At 39.5% G+C, this 22,638-nt stretch carries 19 protein-coding genes and 1 riboswitch; of the genes, 12 read left to right on the top strand and 7 right to left on the bottom strand.

From position 1 onward, the window contains the following. Positions 1 to 107: 107 nt before the first annotated feature. The 4 genes from pnuC (at position 108) to KMW37_RS14655 (ending at position 5,546) form a co-directional block, all read left to right on the top strand. On the top strand, positions 108 to 728 hold the full coding sequence (gene pnuC, locus KMW37_RS14670; protein WP_215225431.1) for a nicotinamide riboside transporter PnuC: 621 nt from the start codon (positions 108 to 110) through the stop codon (positions 726 to 728). Further along, positions 712 to 1,251, top strand: coding sequence for an AAA family ATPase (locus KMW37_RS14665; RefSeq protein ID WP_215225391.1), 540 nt, complete (start codon positions 712 to 714; stop codon positions 1,249 to 1,251). Before pnuC ends, KMW37_RS14665 begins: the two co-directional genes overlap by 17 nt. Positions 1,252 to 1,480: 229 nt before the next feature. Then, positions 1,481 to 2,548: a fatty acid desaturase family protein gene (locus KMW37_RS14660; protein ID WP_215225390.1), complete on the top strand. Its 1,068-nt coding sequence runs from the start codon at positions 1,481 to 1,483 to the stop codon at positions 2,546 to 2,548. Positions 2,549 to 2,977: 429 nt separating this feature from the next. Then, a riboswitch (TPP riboswitch) is annotated at positions 2,978 to 3,074 on the top strand. 84 nt (positions 3,075 to 3,158) lie between these two features. Further along, a complete protein-coding gene (locus KMW37_RS14655; RefSeq protein ID WP_215225389.1) occupies positions 3,159 to 5,546 on the top strand; it encodes a TonB-dependent receptor in 2,388 nt (795 codons plus the stop codon). 312 nt (positions 5,547 to 5,858) lie between these two features. Here KMW37_RS14655 and KMW37_RS14650 read toward each other — a convergent pair whose 3' ends face one another. After that, positions 5,859 to 6,623 carry an alpha/beta fold hydrolase gene (locus KMW37_RS14650; RefSeq protein ID WP_215225388.1) on the bottom strand — a complete coding sequence of 255 codons (765 nt, stop codon included), beginning with the start codon at positions 6,621 to 6,623 and terminating at the stop codon, positions 5,859 to 5,861. A 62-nt stretch (positions 6,624 to 6,685) separates the two neighbouring features. Then, complete coding sequence (gene dxs, locus KMW37_RS14645) at positions 6,686 to 8,602, bottom strand: 1-deoxy-D-xylulose-5-phosphate synthase (RefSeq protein ID WP_215225387.1); 1,917 nt, start codon at positions 8,600 to 8,602, stop codon at positions 6,686 to 6,688. 194 nt (positions 8,603 to 8,796) lie between these two features. Between dxs and KMW37_RS14640 the strand changes: the two genes are divergently transcribed. From KMW37_RS14640 to KMW37_RS14630, 3 genes are all read left to right on the top strand, one after another. Then, on the top strand, positions 8,797 to 9,543 hold the full coding sequence (locus tag KMW37_RS14640; RefSeq protein ID WP_215225386.1) for a segregation and condensation protein A: 747 nt from the start codon (positions 8,797 to 8,799) through the stop codon (positions 9,541 to 9,543). Positions 9,544 to 9,548: 5 nt separating this feature from the next. After that, entirely contained in the window at positions 9,549 to 10,613 is a 1,065-nt protein-coding gene (locus KMW37_RS14635) for a lysylphosphatidylglycerol synthase transmembrane domain-containing protein (protein WP_215225385.1), read from the top strand. A gap of 365 nt (positions 10,614 to 10,978) precedes the next feature. Then, the gene (locus tag KMW37_RS14630; RefSeq protein WP_215225384.1) at positions 10,979 to 11,212 is read left to right on the top strand and encodes a Kazal-type serine protease inhibitor family protein; all 234 of its coding nucleotides are present in this window, start codon (positions 10,979 to 10,981) and stop codon (positions 11,210 to 11,212) included. 50 nt (positions 11,213 to 11,262) lie between these two features. Here the strand turns inward: KMW37_RS14630 and KMW37_RS14625 are convergent, their stop codons facing one another. Further along, positions 11,263 to 11,685, bottom strand: coding sequence for a nucleoside-diphosphate kinase (locus KMW37_RS14625; RefSeq protein ID WP_215225383.1), 423 nt, complete (start codon positions 11,683 to 11,685; stop codon positions 11,263 to 11,265). 193 nt (positions 11,686 to 11,878) lie between these two features. Here KMW37_RS14625 and KMW37_RS14620 point away from each other — a divergent pair, with 193 nt between their 5' ends. From KMW37_RS14620 to KMW37_RS14605, 4 genes are read left to right on the top strand one after another with little or no spacing between them, the layout of a single operon-like run. Further along, on the top strand, positions 11,879 to 12,919 hold the full coding sequence (locus KMW37_RS14620) for a DHH family phosphoesterase (protein WP_215225382.1): 1,041 nt from the start codon (positions 11,879 to 11,881) through the stop codon (positions 12,917 to 12,919). After that, complete coding sequence (locus KMW37_RS14615; protein WP_215225381.1) at positions 12,906 to 13,850, top strand: FKBP-type peptidyl-prolyl cis-trans isomerase; 945 nt, start codon at positions 12,906 to 12,908, stop codon at positions 13,848 to 13,850. The genes KMW37_RS14620 and KMW37_RS14615 overlap by 14 nt, the downstream gene beginning before the upstream one ends. A 4-nt stretch (positions 13,851 to 13,854) precedes the next feature. Continuing rightward, positions 13,855 to 14,427, top strand: coding sequence for an FKBP-type peptidyl-prolyl cis-trans isomerase (locus KMW37_RS14610; RefSeq protein ID WP_215225380.1), 573 nt, complete (start codon positions 13,855 to 13,857; stop codon positions 14,425 to 14,427). Position 14,428: 1 nt separating this feature from the next. Then, positions 14,429 to 14,980, top strand: a complete 552-nt coding sequence (locus KMW37_RS14605; protein ID WP_215225379.1) for an FKBP-type peptidyl-prolyl cis-trans isomerase — start codon at positions 14,429 to 14,431, stop codon at positions 14,978 to 14,980. A 362-nt stretch (positions 14,981 to 15,342) separates the two neighbouring features. Here KMW37_RS14605 and guaB read toward each other — a convergent pair whose 3' ends face one another. The 4 genes from guaB to KMW37_RS14585 form a co-directional block, all read right to left on the bottom strand. Further along, the gene (gene guaB, locus KMW37_RS14600) at positions 15,343 to 16,821 is read right to left on the bottom strand and encodes an IMP dehydrogenase (RefSeq protein ID WP_215225378.1); all 1,479 of its coding nucleotides are present in this window, start codon (positions 16,819 to 16,821) and stop codon (positions 15,343 to 15,345) included. A 204-nt stretch (positions 16,822 to 17,025) separates the two neighbouring features. Next, positions 17,026 to 18,213: an RsmB/NOP family class I SAM-dependent RNA methyltransferase gene (locus KMW37_RS14595; RefSeq protein ID WP_215225377.1), complete on the bottom strand. Its 1,188-nt coding sequence runs from the start codon at positions 18,211 to 18,213 to the stop codon at positions 17,026 to 17,028. 104 nt (positions 18,214 to 18,317) lie between these two features. Next, positions 18,318 to 19,478, bottom strand: coding sequence for a homogentisate 1,2-dioxygenase (locus tag KMW37_RS14590; protein ID WP_215225376.1), 1,161 nt, complete (start codon positions 19,476 to 19,478; stop codon positions 18,318 to 18,320). Positions 19,479 to 19,648: 170 nt separating this feature from the next. Next, positions 19,649 to 20,437, bottom strand: coding sequence for a formyl transferase (locus KMW37_RS14585; RefSeq protein WP_215225375.1), 789 nt, complete (start codon positions 20,435 to 20,437; stop codon positions 19,649 to 19,651). 296 nt (positions 20,438 to 20,733) lie between these two features. Between KMW37_RS14585 and htpG the strand changes: the two genes are divergently transcribed. Continuing rightward, entirely contained in the window at positions 20,734 to 22,617 is a 1,884-nt protein-coding gene (gene htpG, locus KMW37_RS14580; RefSeq protein WP_215225374.1) for a molecular chaperone HtpG, read from the top strand. Positions 22,618 to 22,638: the final 21 nt, after the last annotated feature.

Raw genomic sequence — 22,638 nt, 5'->3', positions numbered from 1 at the left:
TCTTCAGACCACTTGAGCAAAGTATTTATGGTTACTGGCATCATAGCGGATTATCAGATAAATTAATAATCACATTCCTTTTATTTATTTTTTTCCTTATTTCGGGCATGGATTTGCAATGGATCATAGATGGTTTTGTGGCAGGATTTCAACAAATGACTTGGTTAGAGGGTATTGCGGTGATTTTTGGTGTCGCCAGTGTGTTTTTTTCCATGCGAGAAAATATCTGGGTTTACCCTACAGGAATTATCAGTACCTTAATCTATGTGTGGATTTGTCTTGAAGTAAAGCTCTATGCAGATATGGGTATCAATGCTTACTATTTCTCCATGTCTATTTTTGGCTGGTATGTATGGACTCATCCCAAGGCAGGTAAAGAAGTGCTGCCAGTAACTTGGCTAAAGTGGAATGGATGGGTGTTTTCTGTTTTGTTATTATTGACATCTTATGGTGTGCTATATTATGTCCTGTCCAATTTTACAGATAGTGATGTGCCCTACTGGGATTCTTTTACGACATCTTCGGCCTTTGTAGGGATGTATCTGATGGCCAAGAAAAAAGTGGAAAACTGGATTGCTTGGATAATTACTGACCTGGTATCAGTTCCGTTATATTTCTATAAGGGATTGATCTTGACTTCATTCCAATTTTTATTTTTTACGGTTCTGGCTATTATTGGCTTAATTGCTTGGATCAAATCTGCGAAAAACTATGCAAGGGAAGCTTAAAAAAATCGTAATAATCGGGCCGGAATCAACTGGTAAAAGTACCCTTTCACAGGCTTTGGCAGCTCATTATGGTGAGCCTTGGGTGGAGGAATATGCCAGAGGCTATATTGAAAGATTAGACCGTGAATACAGGTATGATGATCTTTTGGAAATGGCCCGAGGGCAAATGAAATTAGAAGACACCAAAATTCAGGAGGCCAAGAAGCTTCTCTTTTGTGACACAGATCTGCATGTTATTCAGGTATGGAGTGAGCATAAATTCAGACAAACGGATCCTTGGATTATGGAGGAGATTCAAAGACGGGATTACGATTTATACCTGCTGATGGACATAGATATTCCTTGGCAAGAAGACCCGCAGCGTGAACATCCCGATCCTGATATGAGACAATTTTTTTATGATTGGTATGAGCGTTTATTGTTGGGGACTGGGATTCCTGTGGTAAAGATTTCTGGTAGTTTGGAGCAGAGATTGGCTAAATCTATAGATGCAATAGAGGGTGATTACCTTAAAATTCGTTAAATTTTTTTATAATTTATTGAGACATTTTTTTTAAAAGAATGGAAATAGGTCAAATGAACAGGTTTTACACTTAGACAAATTCTTAGTTGCCAAGATTGAAGGGAGGGCGGACAATAAGAGAAGTTATATTCCGTTTTTATTAGTGTATCTTTGACAAAAGGTATCTTGACTTGTCCCTCCTGAGGTTCCGCTCAATTTCTCCTCATTTATTATCAACAAATATCAATTTATGGCTACGCCAAAATTCTCAAGACCTGATATTTCTTTTCATCTTGAATTGAAAAAAAGAATAGGTTCATACTTCAAAGAAATAGGCTGTTCTCAAACAGGAAATTCCCAATTATTCATTAAAGCAACGATTCTGGTAGTCGCCTTTATTTTATTATATGTGCACTTACTCTTTTTTACTCCGCACTGGGCCATTGCCATATTCGAGTGTGTGATTCTAGGAGCGCTTACAGCTTCCATTGGCTTTAATGTCATGCATGATGGTGCTCATGGAAGTTTTAGCAAATACCATTGGCTTAATAAGGCAGCAGGAATGTCTATCAATTTCCTCGGGGCCAATGTTTTCATGTGGAAGACCAAGCACAATGTGGTGCACCACTCTTATACCAATGTAGAGGGAGTAGATGATGATATGAACGCAAGGCCGTTTTTGCGACTTTGTCCGGCACAGAAAAGGTATAAAATCCACCGTTTTCAGCATTATTACTTTATTTTAACTTACTCACTTTTGTATCTGTATTGGGTGTTTTTCACGGATTACAAAAAATATGTAACCAAAAAAGTAGGACCTGTGCCTATTCAGAAAATGAAAACCATGGATCATGTTTCTTTCTGGGGCTTTAAATTGATTCATGCCGCTTTGTTTATTGCCCTGCCTATTTACTTGCTTGGATTTTTGCCTTGGGTGATTGGATTTACGGTATATGGTTTATTTGCAGGTTTAATGTTGACGGTAGTTTTTCAGTTGGCACACAGCTTAGAGGAAACATCCTTTCCAATACCGGATGTTCAGACTAATAAAATGGAAGATGAATGGGCAATTCATCAGTTGAAAACTACCGCCAACTTTGCTACCAACAATAAGGTGATTTCTTGGGTTTTGGGAGGCTTGAATTTTCAAGTTGAGCATCATCTGTTCCCAAAAATTTCCCATATACATTATCCCGCCATCAGTAAGATTATCAAGCAAGCTTGTTTGGAATATAATATTCCTTATCTGGAGCATCCCAAAATGAGATTGGCCTTTGTTTCCCATGTTAAACACCTAAGGGTTTTGGGAAGAGTCTGATAAACAATTATTAAACAGAAGGAGCCGCAAGATGATTAAATCTTGTGGCTTTTTTATTGAATAGTTTTAGTTCGTTCTGTTGTTGAAGGGCTATGCTTATTTATAGAGAGAAAAAATCGCCTTAGGGAGTTGTCATAAAGTTCCTGCCCAATTCAAAATGCCAGATGGTTTTTCATTTTCTTTGATAATTAATTACCCAGGTTTAACCCCAAGTAAAGCCGTGTTTGTTTTATAAGAACGTCTGCTCGTCTACATGTTTGTAGGTGGGCCATATCGCTTGTGCAGTTTGTCTATGCATTGATACTAGGAAGATAATTTAATAAATAAGTCATTGTTGGACCTGACTGCTTGAAAAGTCCAGGTTTCATGGTGCTAATGGCATTATGTTTTTCTTTCTGAAATAAACCTTCTAACTTTGCCCTTGCAAATAGATCTAATAAGGGGTGCCCTAAATTATCGGGCTGAGATCATACCCATAATACCTGATTCGGGTAATGCCGACGAAGGGAAATGAGAATTCCACTCTGGGTGGATATTATGGTGAACATATATTGTAGCAGTCTCCCCTGGACTGTTCTGAAGTTTAACCAATTTTAATACTAAGATTATTATGAGACGTGTCTTTTTGACCACATTATGTATGTTGGTCGGACTTTGTGCTATGGCACAAAATCGAGTGGCTGGTCATGTTGCGGATGTAGAAACCGGTGAAGAGCTTATTGGAGCCAATGTGGTTTTGGAGGAAACAGGCCGAGGAAGTACTTCCGATTTGGAGGGAAATTTTTCCATCGCAAATGTACCTGCTGGAAACTATAAGTTAAGGGTTTCCTTTGTGGGTTATGAGACCTTTGTTCAAGATATCCAAGCACCAGTGAATGGGTTGAAAATTCAGCTTGAAAGAAATTCCCTCCTGACAGAGGAGTTTATCGTTTCTGCCACGCGTGCTTCAGCAACTACTCCTACGACATTCCAAACTATTGATAAGGAAGAATTGGCAAAGAATAATTTGGGACAGGATATCCCAATTATGCTTAATTATACTCCTTCAGTAGTTACGCATTCCGATGCGGGAGCCGGGATTGGCTATACAGGGCTGAGGATTCGTGGATCCGATCAGAGCAGGATAAATGTAACCGTGAATGGAATCCCTATGAATGATGCCGAGTCACACGGGGTTTTTTGGGTGAACATGCCTGATTTTGCGAGCTCAGTAGATAATATTCAGATTCAACGTGGGGTGGGTACCTCTACAAATGGAGCGGCCACCTTTGGTGCAAGTATGAATATTCAAACGGATACAAAAAAAGAAGAAGCCTATGCAGAAGTGGGGAATTCCTTTGGGTCTTTTAATTCATGGAAACACACTGTTAAGGCAGGGACAGGCTTGTTGAATGATCGGTGGGCAGTAGATGCCAGGCTTTCAAAAATTAGCTCTGATGGATATGTGGACAGGGCTTTTTCTGATTTGAAATCTTATTTTGTCTCTGGAGGATACTATGGGGATGATCATGTTTTTAAAGTGAACATATTCTCAGGAAAAGAACAGACTTATCAATCTTGGTATGGCCTGCCTGAGTCCAAATTGGAGGATGACAGGACCTTTAATTATTATACCTATGATAATGAAACCGATAATTATCAACAAGATCATTATCAATTTATTTATACTGGAAAGTTTGGCCAGAACTGGAAAGCCAATGGTGCCCTCCACTATACGTATGGCCGAGGATATTATGAGCAATATCGGGAGGATGATGATTTCGCCAGTTATGGTTTAGATCCTTTGGTAATAGGGGGCGAGATAATCGAGAGCACGGATATTATTAGAAGAAGATGGTTGGACAATGACTTCTATGGGGGCGTATTCTCCTTAAACTATGTTTCGGATAATGGCCACTTGGACTTTTTATTCGGTGGTGGAGCCAATCGCTATGATGGAGATCACTTTGGTGAAATTATCTGGGCAAGGATAGCTGGAGATACTGAAATTCGGGACCGCTACTATGATAATAATGCGGTAAAGGATGATAGAAATATTTATGCTAAAGCTACCTATGAAGTGGCTGATAGGCTGTATTTGTTTGGTGATTTGCAATTCAGACAAATAGATTATCAATTCCAAGGCGTCAACGATGATCAAAGGGTGGTAGATGGAAGCCAGCATTATGATTTCTTCAATCCAAAAGTGGGAATCAGCTATGAAACAGGGAGTGGAGAGACTTGGTATGCTTCTTATGCCGTGGCCAACAGAGAGCCTGTAAGAAGTGATTTTATTGATAACCCTATTACTGAAGTACCAAAGCCAGAAAGGCTGAATAATGTGGAGGCAGGTGTAAGGGCACAAAGAGGGAGTTTCAGCTATAATGCCAATTTCTATTATATGGGCTATAAAGATCAGTTGATCTTAACTGGACAAATCAATGATGTAGGGGCTTATATTCGTGAAAATGTGGATAAGTCATACAGGGCAGGGATTGAATTGGATGGTGCTGTAAGGCTTTCGCCAATGTGGACGCTTGGGGGTAATATTGCTTTTAGCCGAAACAAGATAGATGAGTTTACAGAGTATGTTGATGATTATGCCTCAGAGCAGTTTCAGCAGATAGACTTTACCTATACGGATACTGATATTGCTTTTTCCCCCAATATTGTAGGTTCTGCCATTATCGATTTCAGACCGGTGAAGAATATGGAGATCAGCTGGATGGCCAAGTATGTGGATGATCAATATTTGGATAATACCCAAAATGGAGTCCGCAAGTTGGATGCTTACTTTACCAATGACCTTCGCTTGATCTATTCCGTGCGTCCAAGGTTTGTGAAAGCATTGGAATTTAATGTGAAGGTGAATAATATTTTCAATGAAATGTATGAGCCAAATGGGTATACTTTCAGCTATTTCGTTCCAGGGGAGACAAACCGGGAATTGATAACAGAAAATTATTATTACCCAATGGCCGGAACTAACTTTATGCTAGGTGTAAATGTGAAGTTCTGATATAATAGGACTTAGGTCAAAAATAAGCCCTTGGAAATTCCCGTTCCAAGGGCTTATTGATTTATTCTGTTAATTTAGATTACCCGTATGGGAGGGTTATGGCCGTGCCTAGTGCTTTGTTCCGGTACGATTAGAATTAAACCTTAGGCTCTACATTTTACTTGGAATCAATACTAAATATCCCGCTTCACATAGACCTATTTTGTGCGTTTTGTTGATTCTTTGCTCTTTTATCTAATCTGAAGGCTAGCTACTTGATACCAAATACCAGATACTATTTTTCCTTCCCCAATTTTTTCAACTTGATTCAAATCAAGCCTCCAAAAAATCCCTTATTATTTGAAGGGTTTCATTTTCGGCTTCAAACATTCCCATATGTCCTGCTTCAGGAAGTTCGTGGTAGAAATCCACATATCCTTGATGTTTTCGGCTGGCATTGATCTTTACCGCTCCATCTAATACCCCCGCGATCATCAGTTTTTTTCCTTTAAAATCTCGAAGGATATCCATTCGGTCTTTGCGGTCTCTCATAGCTATGGTAAAGGAAATCAGGCCTTCAAAAGTGGTTGTTCTGGCAATTTTCACCACTTCTTGTATGCTTTCTTGCATTGTTTCCCTATGCTCTTCGGTAAATAATGGGGGTACAAAGGAGTCTACAAATTTCCTGACACCATGTTTTTTCACAAAAGTGATGGTCCTATTTCTTACTCCGATTTTTTCCTCATCGTCGGCAAATGCTGTAGAATGAAAAAGCCCAATTCCACCCAGTTTATTCCCCATCAGCTCGGCCAAGGCCAAGACTACATATCCTCCCAAAGAATGGCCAATTACAACAGGTTTTTCCAGTCCCAATTCTTCTATCCATTCCTTGAGCATTTCAGCTGCCCTCTCCAAGCTGATGGTTTCTTCATACCATCGGGTCTCTCCAAAGCCAGGCAAATCCGGACAAAGAATCCTATAATGGGAAGATAATTCCTCCCCAAATTTTTTCCACATTTCTTTGGCTTCACAAAAACCGTGTATCAATATTACAGGATTGCCGTTTCCTTGATCGGTATATTCTATATGACTGGTCATAGGAGAAAATTAATTAATGAATGGGGTAAAAAAAAGAGCCCTTGTGTGGGCTCTAAGATATTTTATTTTTCCACTGATATGGGATCAGCTAACTTTTTTACTGCTTGCGCGATTCCGTCAGGATCAAAACCACATTCTTTGTGCAATTCCATCTGTGTGCCATGTTCGATTACTTCATCGGGAATTCCCAGTCTTTTTACCTGGGCCTGATAATTATGGTCCATCATCCACTCTAGTACAGCACTGCCAAATCCACCCATTAGACAACCATCTTCAACAGTGATTACCTTATTGAATTTGCCAAATACTTCATGAAGCAATGATTCATCCAATGGTTTTACAAAACGCATATCATAGTGGGCAGGGTTTAGGCCATCTTTTTCAAGCTTTTCACAGGCCTCTATGGCGTAATTTCCAATATGTCCCAAGGTCAAAATAGCAATGTCTTCACCTTCTCTGATGATTCGTCCTTGACCGGTTGGGATTTCTCTCATTGGTTTTCTCCAATCAGGCATCACTCCTTCTCCTCGAGGATATCTAATGGAATAAGGACCTTCATATTTGGAAGCTGAGAACATCATGTTTCTTAGCTCTTCCTCGTTCATAGGAGCACTGATAACCAAATTTGGAATACAACGGAAATAAGCCAAATCATAAGCACCATGGTGGGTAGGTCCATCTGCACCTGCAAATCCAGCTCTGTCCAAACAGAAAACCACTGGAAGATTCTGCAGGCAAACATCATGAACGACCTGGTCATAGGCACGTTGCATGAATGTGCTGTAAATATTACAGAATGGTTTCAGCCCCTGAGTAGCCAAACCTGCTGAGAAAGTCACAGCATGTTGTTCGGCAATCCCCACATCAAAAGCCCTGTCAGGCATAGCCTTCATCATGATATTCATGGAAGAGCCTGAAGGCATGGCAGGAGTGATACCCATGATTTTTTCATCTTGTTCAGCCAATTCTACCAAAGTATGCCCAAAGACATCTTGGTATTTGGGAGGCTGTGGCGTATCGTGTATTTTTTTAGAAATCTCACCGGTAATTTTATCAAATTTCCCTGGAGCATGCCATTTGGTTTGGTCTTTTTCTGCTAGATCATAGCCTTTACCTTTTACGGTCAGGCAATGAAGGATTTTTGGACCAGGTATTCTTTTAAGATCATTCAGTACTTCCACCAAATGGTTGACATCATGGCCATCTACCGGGCCAAAGTAGCGCAGGTTTAGGGATTCAAAAAGGTTGCTTTGCTTAAGCAATGCTGATTTTACAGCTCCTTCGACCTTAGAGATAATTTCTTGTGCACTTGATCCGAATTTGCTGAACTTTCCGAGGGTTCTCCAAAGATCGTCCTTGAACTTGTTATAGGTCTGGGATGTGGTGATATCCGTTAGATAATCCCTTAGAGCACCGACATTGGGATCTATAGACATACAATTGTCATTAAGAATAATGATCATATTGGTGTCTGAGATTCCAGCATGGTTCATTGCTTCAAAGGCCATTCCCCCAGTCATAGATCCATCACCTATTACCGCTACATGCTGTTTTAAGTCATCTCCTTTATACTTGGAGGCCATGGCCATTCCCAAGGCAGCTGAAATGGAGGTGCTAGAGTGGCCAACGCCGAAACTGTCGTACTCACTTTCTTTTCTTTTTGGAAATCCTGAGATTCCCTTGTATAACCTATTGGTATGGAATTTATCCCTTCTTCCTGTAAGGATTTTGTGTCCATAAGCCTGATGGCCCACGTCCCAAACTAATTGGTCAGAAGGGGTGTTCAATACATAATGTAAGGCAACGGTTAGCTCCACCACGCCGAGACTGGCGCCAAAATGACCGCCATAAACGGACACAGAGTCAATAATGTATTGACGCAACTCCTCGCAAATTTGTACGAGTTGATCCCTGCTGAATTTTTTCAATTCATCTGGGGAGTTGATTTGGGCAAGAAGTTTCCCTGGTTCTATTAACATGGCAGATTGAGACCGTTTGGCAATAATAACTGAGACTAAGGTTCAATTGTTTCAATATAGCTAAAATTTAGCCAATCTTTCATCCTGAAATAAATCTTATGGATTTTGAACCGTCTCGTATAGATTTTTGTATATATGTAATATCTTTGATAATCAATTCGATCGCAAAATTAAGAGAAATTTAATACTATCCAGTGAGTTTCGAGATCAAATTACCGCTTTTTGAGGGACCCTTCGATTTATTGCTGTTCTTTATCGAGCGCGATGAGCTGGATATCTATGATATTCCCATTTCAAAAATCACCCATGATTTCCTGGATTATCTAAAACATTTGGAGAAAATGGAAATCGAAGTGGCCAGCGAATTTATATTGGTGGCGGCAACTTTGATGAAAATAAAAAGCAAATTATTGATCCCAAGACCCGAATTGGATGAGAATGGTGAAGAAATTGATCCGAGAGAAGAACTAATCCGTCATCTCTTGGAATACAAGAAGTACAAGTCAGTGATCAATGAGCTTTCCGATATGGAAGCAGAAAGGATGAGCAAGGAGAAGAGAGGGAACATCGCCGCTGAACTTAAAGAGCTGAGTAAGGTGGATGATGTGGAAAGTGAAGTGCAGGATATAGATTTATATAAAATCCTGAAGGTTTTCCAAAAAGTAATGGCAAAGTATTCTGCCAGGACTGATGAAACAAAACACACTGTGGTCCAATATCCCTACACTATTGATCAGCAGAAGAACTTTGTTTTGGACAAGATCAGCTTCAAAAAACATGTGGCATTTTCTGAATTTATAGAATATAAGCCTGATAAGATATTCGTGATTTATACTTTTCTTGCGATACTGGAATTATTGCAGTTGTCGCTCGTAACCATTAAGCTGGGAGAAGGATTTAACAATTTTTGGGTGGAGAAAACAGAAGAAGTTCAGGCCTAGCATTTATGAGATTAGATAATAAAGAGATTTTCAAAACGCTGAACCCTAATAAGGTTTGGATTCCAATTTTGATCGGGATAGGCATTGTTTTCCTTATGTTCTATATGGATCCCTCGATCACCAAGGAGAATCTAAGTAGTGTTTTTGATGCTTCCTTATTTTCTTTATTTATTGCTTTTGCGGTGATTTTTATGCGCGATGCAGGCTATGTATTCCGTATTAGGGAAATTACCGACAAGAAGCTTACTTGGGTTAGGGCTATCTATGTGATTATTTTATGGGAATTTGCTTCTGCAGTTACCCCTTCTATTGTTGGTGGGACTGCGGTGGCGGTTTTTATTTTACACAAGGAAGGGATCAAGTTGGGAAAGGCTATTGCCTATGTGATGGTGACAGCTATTTTGGATAATCTTTTTTTTGTAATCGGTGCACCTATAGTGCTTTACTTTGCCCAAGGTTATATTTTTCCTGATAGTAAGGTTTTAGAGCTCAGATTGGAAAATAGCTTGAGTTATATCTTTTGGGTTAGCTATTTTTTATATGCCTTGTATAGTTTGATAATGGCAGCAGCATTGTTTTACCGGCCAAGAGTATTCAAATGGATATTGCTGAAGATATTTAGCATTCGGTGGATCAGAAAATGGAAACATAATGCTAGCGAATATGGCGATCAGATTATTGAGTCCAGTAAGGAGTTGCAGGGAAAAAAGGCCAATTATTGGTTGACCATTTCGGTGGCTACTATATTTATATGGTGTTCTAGGTATTTGATGTTAAATGCACTCATTACTGCCTATGTGGATATTAGTTTTAGTGAACATATTGTGGTCTTTGCCAGACAGATTATCATGTGGATTGTCATGATGGTTTCCCCTACTCCGGGAAGTAGCGGAACTGCAGAGTTTTTCTTTGCCCAGTTCTTTTATGAATTTCTGTCCAATTACACTTTTGTTACCAGTATTCTATGGAGAATGTTTTCTTATTACCCATATCTGCTTTTGGGAGCAGTCTTTTTGCCTAGATGGATCAGGCAGGTGTTCTTTAAGAAGAAAGAGGAAACGGCTGAGTAATGTCAATTCATTTTCTTTCCCGCAGAGTTCGTTAATCATCTAGACCTAGCAAAGTGTTATTTACATTAATAAAGAAATGATTGGAATTCTTAGTAAAGGACCTCTTTTCTTGCAGAGCGCACTAAGATGCCGCAGAGGATACGAAGTTTTTAAGGTATAAAAAGGCAAGTTTTTGCTGTCCTTTCCCCCTGCTCTTTTTTCTTCTTTATTGATTTCTCCACCACTTTATTTTTATTTTATTGCTAGGAGCTTTGATTAAAGGTATGGGGTATGACTAGTTTTTAGGCGGATTGATTTATAACGAAACTTAAGTTATCATGTAGCGAAAGAGAACTATATCACGTAAAGATTAAAAAGATGAACCAATGAAAACCCCTATACTATTTATTGTGTTGGCCTTTCTCTCCTTAGGTTTTCAGTGCAATAATGATGAAAATCCCACTGTATCCGATTGCATAGATCCAGATATGATAGATCCCGGTGCTGCATGTTTCGAGATATATCAACCTGTCTGTGGTTGCGATGGCAAAACTTATTCCAATGATTGTGTGGCTAAATCCAATGGGGTGAAAAGTTGGACAGAAGGGGTCTGTAAATAAAAAAAACTCCCTGAGTAATTTCCCAGGGAGCGAAGTCTTTTTTCGAAAGATTAAAGAACTCTCTCGAATTGGCTAAAGTAGAAGTTGCCTTCGATTTCAGCATTTTCATCAGAGTCAGAACCATGCACCGCATTGGCTTCTATAGACTTGGCAAATAATTTTCTGATAGTACCTTCAGCGGCTTCTGCTGGGTTGGTGGCACCAATTAGTTTTCTGAAGTCCTCAACTGCATTGTCTTTTTCTAAGATAGCAGCAATGATAGGACCAGAAGACATATAAGTACATAGGTCACCATAGAAAGGTCTTTCTTTATGAACTTCATAAAATTTTCCGGCCAATTCAGCTGTCAACTGAGTAGCTTTGATTGCTACAATTTTGAATCCAGCTTCTTCGATCATTTTAAGAATCGCTCCAGCATTTCCTGCGCCAAAAGCATCAGGCTTAATCATGGTGAATGTTCTATTATTTGCCATTTTTGATTAATTAATAGTACAAGGTTTATTTTCCCCTGCAAAAATAGTGTTTTTAACGGAAAGATAGAATATGCGAAAAGAAATTCGGGCTATCTTGCTCTATTTTAGTGGCTTGCGCAAATTGGGATTTTTAAAAAATTATAATGACCTTTGCATCTTGTGTAGTGTTGAAAGTGCTACTAAAATAATGTAGATGCTAGAGTTAGAGTCATTTAAAAAACTACTGTCCTCGCCTAAGAAAATTGTAATCACCACCCATCATAAACCCGATGCAGATGCATTAGGTTCCTCGTTGGGTATGGGCAATTATCTCAAGAAAAAGAATCATGAGGTAAGTGTGATTACTCCATCTGATTACCCGTCCTTTTTATATTGGATGAAAGGTAATGATGAAGTGTTGAATTACGAGGACAAGGGTCATCAGGAGGAGATAGCTAAAAAAGTGGCTGCTGCAGATATGATTATTTGCCTGGATTTTTCATGTTTAAAAAGAATTCATGAGCTGGGTGAATTGGTCAGGGAATCTAAAGCGGTTAAGGTCAATATCGATCACCATTTGGATCCAGAGGATTTTGCGGACTTTAGGTATTGGAGTACTGAGGCTGCAGCTACTTGTGAATTGGTTTATGACCTGATTGTAAAATTGGGAGAGAAAGACTTGATCGATAGTGATATTGCAGATTGTCTTTATTCGGGTATCATGACCGATACCGGTGGTTTCCGACACCCCAATACCACCAAGCATGTGCACTGTGTAACTGCTGAACTAATTGGCCTTGGGGCTGACAATGCAAAAATTTCCCGGCTGATTTATGACACCAATTCCGTAAACCGTCTTAAATTTATAGGTTTTGCTTTAAGCAGAAGATTGGTGATTCATACAGACTTGAATACCGCCTATTTCTGGATCAGTAAAAGAGACCTGAAAAAATATGATTCTCGTACTGGAGATACGGAAGGTTTGGTTAACTATGCACTTTCCTTGGATGGTGTGAAAATTGCTGCCATGTTTACGGAAAGGAAGGATGGCGTGAAAATCTCCTTCAGATCCACAGAAGATGTAGCGGTCAACCAGTTTGCTGCGAAATACTTTGACGGAGGTGGGCATAAAAATGCTGCCGGCGGAAAATCCGATTTGTCTTTAAAGGAGACCATAGAAAAGTTTGAAAAATTAATAAAAGATAATCAACAAAGATTGTTAAATCAACTAGAATTAGTCAATGAAAAACATTAAAAGCATGATGTTGTCAGCAAGTGTGCTGGCATTGTCCTTAGGGGTCGTTTCTTGTAACAAGACGAAAACAACAGAAGATGGTACGGAGTATACTTATCTTGAAGAAGGATCTCAGAAGCCTGAAAATGGCCAGTTTGTGATCTATGAATTCACGGCAAAAAATGCAAAAGACTCCGTATTTCTTTCTAGCATAGAAAATGGTGCGCCTGCTTATATGATGCACAATGATTCCATCAAAAGGTATGATACTACCAAAGTAAGACCAGCTATTGATGAGATTTTTTCTGGCCTTAAAAAAGGAGACAGTATTCAGTTTACTGCTGCTGCTTCTAAGATTTTTGGTGATATGAATACGCCTCCTTTCTTGACTCCTGATGAAAATGTAACCTTGAATATCGGTGTAACTGATATCTTGGATGAGTCTGAAATGGAGGGTTTTATGGCTAAGGTTCAGGAAAAGCAACGTGCAAAGCAAGAAGAGGCATCAGAAGCGCAATTGGCATCTGATATCAAAATGATCCAGGATTATATGGCTGAGAATGATCTTAATGCCACAAAAACTGAATCTGGTCTTTTCTATATTATAGAGGAAGAAGGTGATGGTGACACTGTAGAAGAAGGAAACACTGTTTCTGTTAATTATACCGGTTATGTTTTGGATGGTACCATCTTCGATACCAGTGTGGCAGAAGTAGCTAAGGAAAATGAGATTTTCAACGAAAACCGTCCATACGAACCATTCAATGTAATGGTAGGAAAAGGTCGAGTTATCCCAGGTTGGGATGAAGGTCTGCAATTGCTTAAAGGTGGTAGCAAGGCCAAGTTGTTGATCCCTTCTACTCTTGCTTACGGGCCAAGACAAGCTGGTGAGGTGATTAAGCCGAACTCTATCTTGATTTTTGACGTAGAAGTAGTTGATGTTCAGAAATAAATCAATGAATAGTATAAAAATAATTTTGTCAGCACTCCTGATTTCAGGGGTGCTGACTTCTTGTTTGGAGGAACAGGAAACGCCACTAGAGATTTACCAGCGTGATCTTGAGAAAATCGATGAATACCTCGCTACATCGGATTATCCATATGTAGAGATGGAGCAAGATGAGAATACGGGTGTAGTGGTTTTGTGGGGACATAAGTCTTATTCTGGGCTTGAGCCAGAAGAAGGTGATACCTTGCATGTGGATTATACTGGAATGTTGTTGAATGAAAGCGTATTTGATACTTCTAATGAGGATATAGCCAGAGATAATCGAATTTATAATTCAAATAGAGATTATGTTCCTTTGAAAATTAAGTACTTGTACGACAATGATTACATCGCAGGTTTTTTAATTGGGCTTTCCAAAATGGAAGAAGGAGATAAAGCAAGAGTGATTATTCCTTCTTACTATGGTTATGGAAATGTTGATCAAGGAAGTAGAATTCCTGCAAATTCCGTATTGATGTTTGACTTGGACCTGAAAGAAGTGGATAAGGATATTGAGGATGATAGTGAAACTGGAGAATAATATGAAAAAGTATATTTTAGGATTGTTGGGATTGGCACTGATTGGAGGCATGATATCCTGTGAGCCTAATAACCCTTATAATACTGGGCCCGTTTATGATTTTGAGGGTAATCTAAAAAAAGATAGTGTCAAGATAGCTGAATATTTAGAGGTAGCTGAAATCGACAGTCTTTATAGAATTCATGATCCAAGCGGCGTGGTGATTATCGTGCAGGAAGAAGGCGAAGGTTCTCGTCCTAACAATGGAAATGTAATTTATACCAATTATGTGGGCATGTTGACTGACGATACTGTTTTTGATACTAATATCCAGTCAGTGGCAGAAGACAGTGGCCTTCATGAAGAAGGAGATGTTTATAGGCCTTATCAATTCACTCTTGGAAGTTCAACAGGAGCTATACAAGGTTTTACTTATGGGTTTAGGAGACTTAGGAGTGGATCTAAGGCCGTGTTAGTGATTCCTTCACCTTATGCTTATCAAGATAGGGAGCAAGAGAGAATCCCGGCCAATTCGGTATTGGTATTTGAAGTTGACTTCTTAGGAATGGATTGATCCGAAAGAATAATAATTAAGAGCGTGATGGTTAATCTGTCACGCTTTTTTTATGCCTAAATATTTAGGGGGATACTTTTTGATGGATTGTGTTTTGTAAATGAGGGTAATCATAAAATATTGTTATTAATCAGTGGGCAAATATTATTAAGTACAGATATAAAGGGCTCGTGTAAATCGCTATCGGTAGTGCAGATATAATTTTTGGATATATTGATGCTAATGGATTTTAAAGAAAGTAGGCCTAATTATGTGGTGTCCAGTTTATAGTTCTCCTTATTTTTCCATCCGGTCCTCAATAAAAAAAAGGTCATTCGCCTAAACGAATGACCTTTAATATTATATTTATAATGAGTAATTGATTACCCTTTAACGCTATAGTTAGGAGCTTCTCTGGTGATGCTTACATCGTGAGGGTGGGATTCGTGAGCCCCAGCAGCAGTGATTTTAACAAATTTACCGTTGGTTTGAAGGTCTTCTACAGTTTGGGTGCCACAGTAGCCCATGCCGGCCTGAAGTCCACCTACCAATTGATAAAGTACCTCAGCAACCAGGCCTTTGAAGGCTACCCTTCCTACGATACCTTCTGGTACCAATTTCTTGATATTGTCCTCAGCATCTTGGAAATAACGGTCTTTTGATCCTGATTCCATGGCTTCCAAAGATCCCATTCCTCTATAGGTCTTGAATTTTCTTCCTTGATAGATGATCATTTCACCTGGAGCCTCTTCAGTTCCTGCCAATAATGATCCAATCATGATAGAGCTGGCTCCTGCTGCCACAGCCTTAACTAAGTCGCCTGAATAACGAATACCACCATCAGCAATAACAGGAACACCTTTGTCTTTTAACACTTTGGCACATTCAAATACTGCTGAAAGCTGAGGCACACCTACACCGGCAATAACTCTGGTAGTACAGATACTTCCTGGTCCTACCCCTACCTTTACAGCGTCTGCTCCTGCTTCTGCTAAAGCCAAAGCAGCTTCTGGAGTAGCGATATTACCTACAATAACTTCTAAGTCAGGGAAGGTTTCCTTGATTTTCTTACAAGTGTCGATAACCCCTTTGGAGTGACCATGTGCTGTGTCAATGGAAACCACATCTACACCGGCATCTTTAAGTGCTTTAACTCTTTCAACTATATCAGCGGTAACTCCTACTGCAGCTCCCACTCTTAGACGGCCATATTCATCTTTACAAGCATTTGGCTTGTCTTTTCTTTTGAGGATATCCTTATAGGTGATCAGTCCTGTAAGTTTGTTGTCCTCATCGATGATAGGAAGCTTTTCGATTTTATATTCTTGAAGAATCTCTTCAGCTTGTTCTAGGGTGATACCAGCTTTAGCTGTAATGAGATTTTCGGAGGTCATGATCTCCTTGACAGGTTTTTGTTGATCTTTGATGAATCTCAAATCCCTGTTGGTGATAATTCCTTTTAGATTTCTATCCTTGTCCACTACTGGAATACCACCAATATGGTATTCTCTCATGATGTCTTCAGCATTTTTAACTATGGCATCCACCTGTAGGGTGATTGGATCTAGGATCATACCACTTTGAGAACGCTTTACCCTTCTAACCTGAGCAGCTTGCTGTTCGATGGTCATGTTTTTATGGATAAAGCCTAGCCCCCCTTCCAAAGCGATGGCAATCGCCAATTCAGCTTCAGTAACGGTATCCATGGCTGCTGATACCAAAGGGATATTCAGCCTGATTTTTTTTGTAAGTTGAGTGGAGGTATTGGTGTCTCGCGGCAATACTTCTGAGTATCCGGGAACCAAAAGCACGTCATCATAGGTGAGTGCTTCGAAGAGGAATTTATCGGTATTTAGATTCATGGCAAATTTGGTTAAGGAACCCTATTTGCCCGTCAAAGATACAAACAATTTTGAATGTGAATCAATGATAGCTAAAAAATAATTTAATATTTCGTGAATAAATTGCGCCTTCAAGGAATAATCTTTGGAAACTTAAAATAATAGAAGGAGGTGAAATGCAGGGAAGTCGCCATCAAATAGCAAGAATTCCCTGCAATGCCAAATTTACTTTCGTTGTAGTTTGGCTATATAAAATCCGTCAAATCCGCTTTCGTGGGCGAGAACTTTTTGATCTTCAATGAGTTTGAAGTTTTTGCCTTTTTCACTTTTCAGGAATTGCTCTACCTGCATTTGGTTTTCTGAAGGGAAAATGCTGCAGGTCGCATAAATCATCATCCCGCCTGGCTTGACCATATTGCAATATCCTTGAAGAATTTCCTGTTGGATTTTGCGGACATTGCCAATGGACTGCTCAGAAATTTTCCATTTGGTGTCTGGATTTCTTCTTAATACGCCCATTCCAGAACAGGGAACATCCAATAATAACCTATCGGCTGATTCATTTAAACGCTTGATGGTTTTGCTACCGTCAATGGTTTTGGTTTCGATAATGCTGATGCCATTTCTTCTGGCTCTTAGCTTGGTGTTTTTAAGCTTCCAGTCTTCCACGTCCATGGATAGAATGCGGCCTTTGTTTTCCATTAAAGTAGCTAAGTGGAGTGACTTGCCTCCAGCACCTGCACAAGCGTCGATCACTCTCATGCCTGGTTGAACATCCAATGCAGCTGCTACCAATTGGGAAGATGCGTCCTGAACCTCGAAAAGCCCTTCTTTAAATGCGGGATGTCTGAATATGTTTTGTCTTTTGGCCAAAACCAAAGCGTCCTTGTATCCCTTTGGGGCAAAGGTCTCGATGCCATCTTCCTTGAAACGGTTCATCAAGTCCTCTCTGCTTGTTTTGAGGCTGTTTACTCTGATGACCACTTGGGCTTGTTCGTTGAGAGCGTCTATTTCTTTATCCCATTTTTCTCCTAGCAGCTCCTCGCCCATCTTGTCCATCCAGTCAGGGATAGATTGAAGGATTGCACGGTCATCGATGCATTCATAGCGATCCTTGATGTTTTTTGCGTCGATTCCCTCGAATTCTCTCCAAGGTGGAAGTTCGTTGCCCTGCATCAGCCAGTAGGTAGCAAACAAATGGAAAAGGTCGTCTGTCGGACTGACTTCATTGATGAGTCGCCACCAACGGACCATTTCATAAGCTGATTCAGCGATAAATCCACGGTCCCTTGATCCCCATTTTGGATTGGATTTCAAGGTTCTCTCGATGACCTTATCGGCATATTGTTTTTCGTTGAATATTTGGTCTATGGCATTGACTACCCCGTAAACGGTGTTGGAATGAAGCCTCATGTGATATTGGTTGATTTTAAGCTGCAAAGATACAGAAATAAGCGCAGGATAAAGTGATATTGACTAATCTTATTGCTCCTGGCCTTACCATAATTGACTTGCTATTATTCTGTCCAGCTCATTGGATAATTTTTGTCCACGTATCTCAGTGCATCCTGCGTTAAATAGAGAGGGCTGAAAGTGTCTAGCATCACTGCCGTTTCTTCTGTTTTGGTAGCACCAATGCTTTTTTCTACCATTCCAGGATGTGGGCCATGAGGGAGGCCGCCCATATGAACCGTAAAAGAGCCTCGATCAATTCCTTTTCTGCTCATAAATTCGCCGTCTACATAATAGAGAACCTCGTCTGAATCTATATTGGAGTGGTTGTAAGGGGCTGGAATCGATAATGGATGGTAATCAAACAACCTTGGGACAAATGAGCAAATAACAAAGCCTGCTGACTGAAAAGTTTGGTGTACTGGTGGCGGTTGGTGAATACGGCCGGTAATGGGTTCAAAGTCTTTAATGGACAGTGCGTAGGGGTAAAGGTAGCCGTCCCAGCCTACTATGTCCAAAGGGCTGTGGTTATAGATGTATTGATGTAATTGGTCATGTTTTTTTATTTGCACCAAGCGCTCTCCTTTTTCCTTTTCCAAAATCAATTTGTCTGGGATTTTGATGTCTCTTTCGCAATATGGTGAGTGTTCGAGAAGTTGCCCAACCTCGTTTCTGTAGCGCTTGACTGTTTCTATAGGGCTTGTTGATTCTATGACCAAGAGTTTGATTGGGCCTCTTTTCCATTTAAAGCGATAGATGGTTGTTCGTGGAATAACTATATAATCGCCTTCTTCCACGTCGAGTTGACCGAATTGGGAGATTAATTGGCCGCTTCCTTCATGGACAAAAATGACCTCGTCACCATCGGCATTTTTAAAAAAATAATCCATTTTGTGGTTTTCCGGCATACAAATGCCCATCATGACATCTTTGTTTTTTAATAATATCCTACGGGCATTTAAATAATCCTTTCCAGTTGTTTTTACTTCAGAGGTGTTCAAATGGGTTTGCTTAAGTCCATAATCTTGTGCTATTTCCCAATGATAGGGTTCAGGTTTTTTTATTTCCTTGATTTCATTGGGGTTGTGGATATGGTAAAGTATAGAATAGATGCCGGAAAAGCCTTTAGAGCTGACCAGTTCCTCCTTGTATAAACTGCCATCTGCTTGCTTAAACTGGGTGTGGCGTTTTGGAGGGATATTTCCTAATCGATGATAAAAAGCCATATTATTTTGGGTTTATTTTTACTACAATTTAAGAAATTTAATAACACTAGGTCAATGGCTTAGAATCTAAATGATACAGTCACTTTTTTTAATTGAATGTTGTGGTGATATTGGGTTTTTGCGCTTTGGGTTTAATGCAAATCGCTATTTGTTGATTCAAGCTGTTTGGTTTAGCTGAAGAAATTAGCTGTTTCATTTTTAAAATAAGTGATGACCTTTTGGCTTCTTTCCGGTAAGGAGTATTTAGGGTTTAATTGTTTTATGATTAGTCCAAGGCTGTTCCAAAAGGTGCGCTCTGTGTAATGGTAATTCCTTCCTTTTTGTTTTTGTTGTATGCCTTCAATGGGGGATGGATTTTTTTCTTGTGCTTTGATAAGGTTTACCATAGCTATTCCCAGCAGGTGTGAAGTCTTTATTCCAATACTCAGTTCATTATCATTTGGCTTTAATAGAGGGTAGACTTCTGCTAGAATATTGCCTGTATCGACCCCCGCATCAATACGGTGGAGGCATCCGCCTAGGTTGTCATAGTCCTTATTGATCAATGCCCAGAAATGGCTATCATTGCCACGGTAATTTGGAGAAATACCATAATGGATATTGATGGCAGCGATTTTAGGTGTTTGGATAATTTCCTTTGATATTATCGGGGCACGACAGGTTATAAGGAGGTCTGTGTCCAGTTCATTGAAGAAGTCTACACCTTCTTGTGTGTTTATTTTAGCAGCTGGGAATGTGATGAATTTGTCTGGGTGTAGTTTGGTGTTATTTCTTAAGACTAATTTTGTGAGCTGCTTATACTGTATTTTCAAAAAGGCCCTTTTGGGGAGCGTCCTTAGTTTTTTCTTGCTTTTAGAAAAAGTAGGTTTCACGATGGTGGCTTCAGGGAAGAACTGTAAAATTTTGTCAATTGCCACCATTTCTCTGGCTTTGCATTCGCTTATGATAGTTATTTTCATAGAGTAAAAGTTGACATGAATAATGAAATGAATTTTGACGCATAATGATTTTTAGTTTCATCAAATCTAGCCTGTTTAAATTGTTTTAAATAAATTAAAATGTAATATAAATATAGTAAAATGCTTTAAGAATCAATAGTTTGTGTATTAGAGATTTGATTGGGAGGCTTGTGATTTACTGTATTTTCATTTTGTTTTTTGTCGTTGGTGCTGTCATTTTGGCACAAAATTCTGTTTGGAACGGCACTTGTTATCTGGCAGGTGAAAACCAGAAAAAAATAAAATTTATATAAGTTATGCAGGAGAAAGGTACAATCTCGATTCATACCGAGAATATATTTCCAATCATTAAGAAGTTTCTTTATTCTGATAATGAAATTTTCCTTAGAGAATTAGTTTCCAACTCTGTTGATGCAACGCAGAAAATCAAAAGATTGGCTCAGCTTGGGCAGTATTCTGGAGAGTTGGGAGACATCACGGTAGAGGTTAGTTTCGATAAGGAGAAGAAGACCATTACCATAGCCGATAAGGGGCTTGGTATGACTGCTGAAGAAATCAAAAAGTATATTAACCAGATTGCTTTTTCAGGAGCTACCGAATTTGTTGAAAAATTCAAGGATGCTAAAGATGCTAATGAGATCATCGGTAAGTTTGGTTTAGGCTTTTATTCTGCCTTTATGGTGGCCAATAGGGTGGATATTCACTCACTTTCTTATCAAGAAGGTGCTGAACCTGCCAAATGGACATGTGATGGCAGTACTTCTTTTGAGATCTCTGCCGGGGATAGGACAGAAAGAGGAACAGAAATTACCCTTCATATCAACGAAGAATCTGAGGAGTTTTTGGACAAGTGGAAACTTCAGGAAATCCTTGATAAGTACTGCAAGTTCTTGCCAGTTCCAATCAAGTTTGAAACCAAAACAGAAAGTGTAGAAGATGGTACTGATGAGGAGGGTAAGGCTAAGTACAAATCTGTTGAGGTGGATAATATTATCAATACCACTGAGCCGATTTGGACCAAGTCTCCAAGTGAGTTGAAAGATGAGGATTACCTGGCATTCTACAAGGAGCTGTATCCAATGAGCGAGGATCCTTTGTTTTGGATTCACCTAAATGTGGACTATCCATTTAATCTTACAGGGGTGCTTTATTTCCCTAAGGTGAAGAATGAATTCGATCTTCAGAAAAACAAAATCAAATTATTCTCCCGCCAAGTCTTCATTACCGATGAGGTTAAGGATATTGTTCCGGAATTCTTGATGTTGTTGCATGGGTTAATTGATTCTCCTGATATTCCATTGAACGTGTCTAGAAGTTTCTTGCAGGCCGATAGCAATGTGAAAAAGATTAACAGTTATATCACTAAGAAGGTAGCAGACAAGCTTGGTGAGTTGTTCAAGAAGGATAGGGCTGCATATGAATCCAAATGGAATGATATCGGGCTGTTTGTGAAGTATGGAATGATCAGTGAGGATAAATTCTATGATAAAGGAAAGGACTTTGCTTTACTGACCAATACTCAAGGTGAGCATTTCACAGTGGAGGAATATAAAGAAAAGGTGAAGGAGCATCAAACTGACAAGGATGGTCAGGCTGTCTTCCTTTACAGTACTGATGCTGAAAAGCAGGATGCTTTTATTCAGTCCGCAAATAAGAAAGGTTATGATGTCCTGGTGATGGATACTCCAATTGACAGTCACTTCATTAATCAGTTAGAGCAGAAGTTGGAAAAGACCTCATTGAAGCGTGTCGATGCCGATGTGGTGGATAAGTTGATCAAGAAGGAAGAAGATACTGCACATGTTTTGACCGAGGAGCAGAGCAAACAGGTGAAGGAAGTGTTTGAAAAGGCTATTGGCAACAAAGCTTATACTGTTGAGGTGGAAGGTCTAAGTCCTGAAGAGCTGCCGGTGACCATTACCATGGAAGAGTTTATGCGTAGGATGAAAGACATGGCGCAAACTGGTGGTGGAATGGGATTCTACGGAGCAATGCCGGATAATTACAAAGTGGCCATCAATGCTAACCATAAAATCATCGACAGGATCCTAAATGCAGGAGGTGAGGAAGAGCAGACCAAGTTAGCGAAGCAGGCCTTTGATTTGGCTAAGCTTTCCCAGGGGATGCTTTCTGGTAAAGATTTGACAGAATTTGTAAAGAGAAGTGTAGATATGATTTAATACATGCTTAAAAAATAATAA

It is taken from the genome of Echinicola shivajiensis (assembly GCF_018642165.1).
GTDB classification, from domain to species: domain Bacteria; phylum Bacteroidota; class Bacteroidia; order Cytophagales; family Cyclobacteriaceae; genus Echinicola; species Echinicola shivajiensis.
Note: the sequence above shows the minus strand (reverse complement) of the source record. Positions and strands in the feature narration are given on the sequence as shown.

Coding starts and splice junctions, on each gene's coding strand:
- KMW37_RS14605 (WP_215225379.1), top strand. CDS start 14,429: ATGAAAAAGTATATTTTAGGATTGTTGGGATTGGCACTGATTGGAGGC.
- KMW37_RS14615 (WP_215225381.1), top strand. CDS start 12,906: ATGAAAAACATTAAAAGCATGATGTTGTCAGCAAGTGTGCTGGCATTG.
- KMW37_RS14595 (WP_215225377.1), bottom strand. CDS start 18,213: ATGAGGCTTCATTCCAACACCGTTTACGGGGTAGTCAATGCCATAGAC.
- KMW37_RS14660 (WP_215225390.1), top strand. CDS start 1,481: ATGGCTACGCCAAAATTCTCAAGACCTGATATTTCTTTTCATCTTGAA.
- KMW37_RS14655 (WP_215225389.1), top strand. CDS start 3,159: ATGAGACGTGTCTTTTTGACCACATTATGTATGTTGGTCGGACTTTGT.
- guaB (WP_215225378.1), bottom strand. CDS start 16,821: ATGAATCTAAATACCGATAAATTCCTCTTCGAAGCACTCACCTATGAT.
- KMW37_RS14630 (WP_215225384.1), top strand. CDS start 10,979: ATGAAAACCCCTATACTATTTATTGTGTTGGCCTTTCTCTCCTTAGGT.
- KMW37_RS14585 (WP_215225375.1), bottom strand. CDS start 20,437: ATGAAAATAACTATCATAAGCGAATGCAAAGCCAGAGAAATGGTGGCA.
- KMW37_RS14625 (WP_215225383.1), bottom strand. CDS start 11,685: ATGGCAAATAATAGAACATTCACCATGATTAAGCCTGATGCTTTTGGC.
- KMW37_RS14590 (WP_215225376.1), bottom strand. CDS start 19,478: ATGGCTTTTTATCATCGATTAGGAAATATCCCTCCAAAACGCCACACC.
- htpG (WP_215225374.1), top strand. CDS start 20,734: ATGCAGGAGAAAGGTACAATCTCGATTCATACCGAGAATATATTTCCA.
- KMW37_RS14620 (WP_215225382.1), top strand. CDS start 11,879: ATGCTAGAGTTAGAGTCATTTAAAAAACTACTGTCCTCGCCTAAGAAA.
- dxs (WP_215225387.1), bottom strand. CDS start 8,602: ATGTTAATAGAACCAGGGAAACTTCTTGCCCAAATCAACTCCCCAGAT.
- KMW37_RS14665 (WP_215225391.1), top strand. CDS start 712: ATGCAAGGGAAGCTTAAAAAAATCGTAATAATCGGGCCGGAATCAACT.
- KMW37_RS14650 (WP_215225388.1), bottom strand. CDS start 6,623: ATGACCAGTCATATAGAATATACCGATCAAGGAAACGGCAATCCTGTA.
- KMW37_RS14610 (WP_215225380.1), top strand. CDS start 13,855: ATGAATAGTATAAAAATAATTTTGTCAGCACTCCTGATTTCAGGGGTG.
- KMW37_RS14635 (WP_215225385.1), top strand. CDS start 9,549: ATGAGATTAGATAATAAAGAGATTTTCAAAACGCTGAACCCTAATAAG.
- pnuC (WP_215225431.1), top strand. CDS start 108: ATGGATTTGCAATGGATCATAGATGGTTTTGTGGCAGGATTTCAACAA.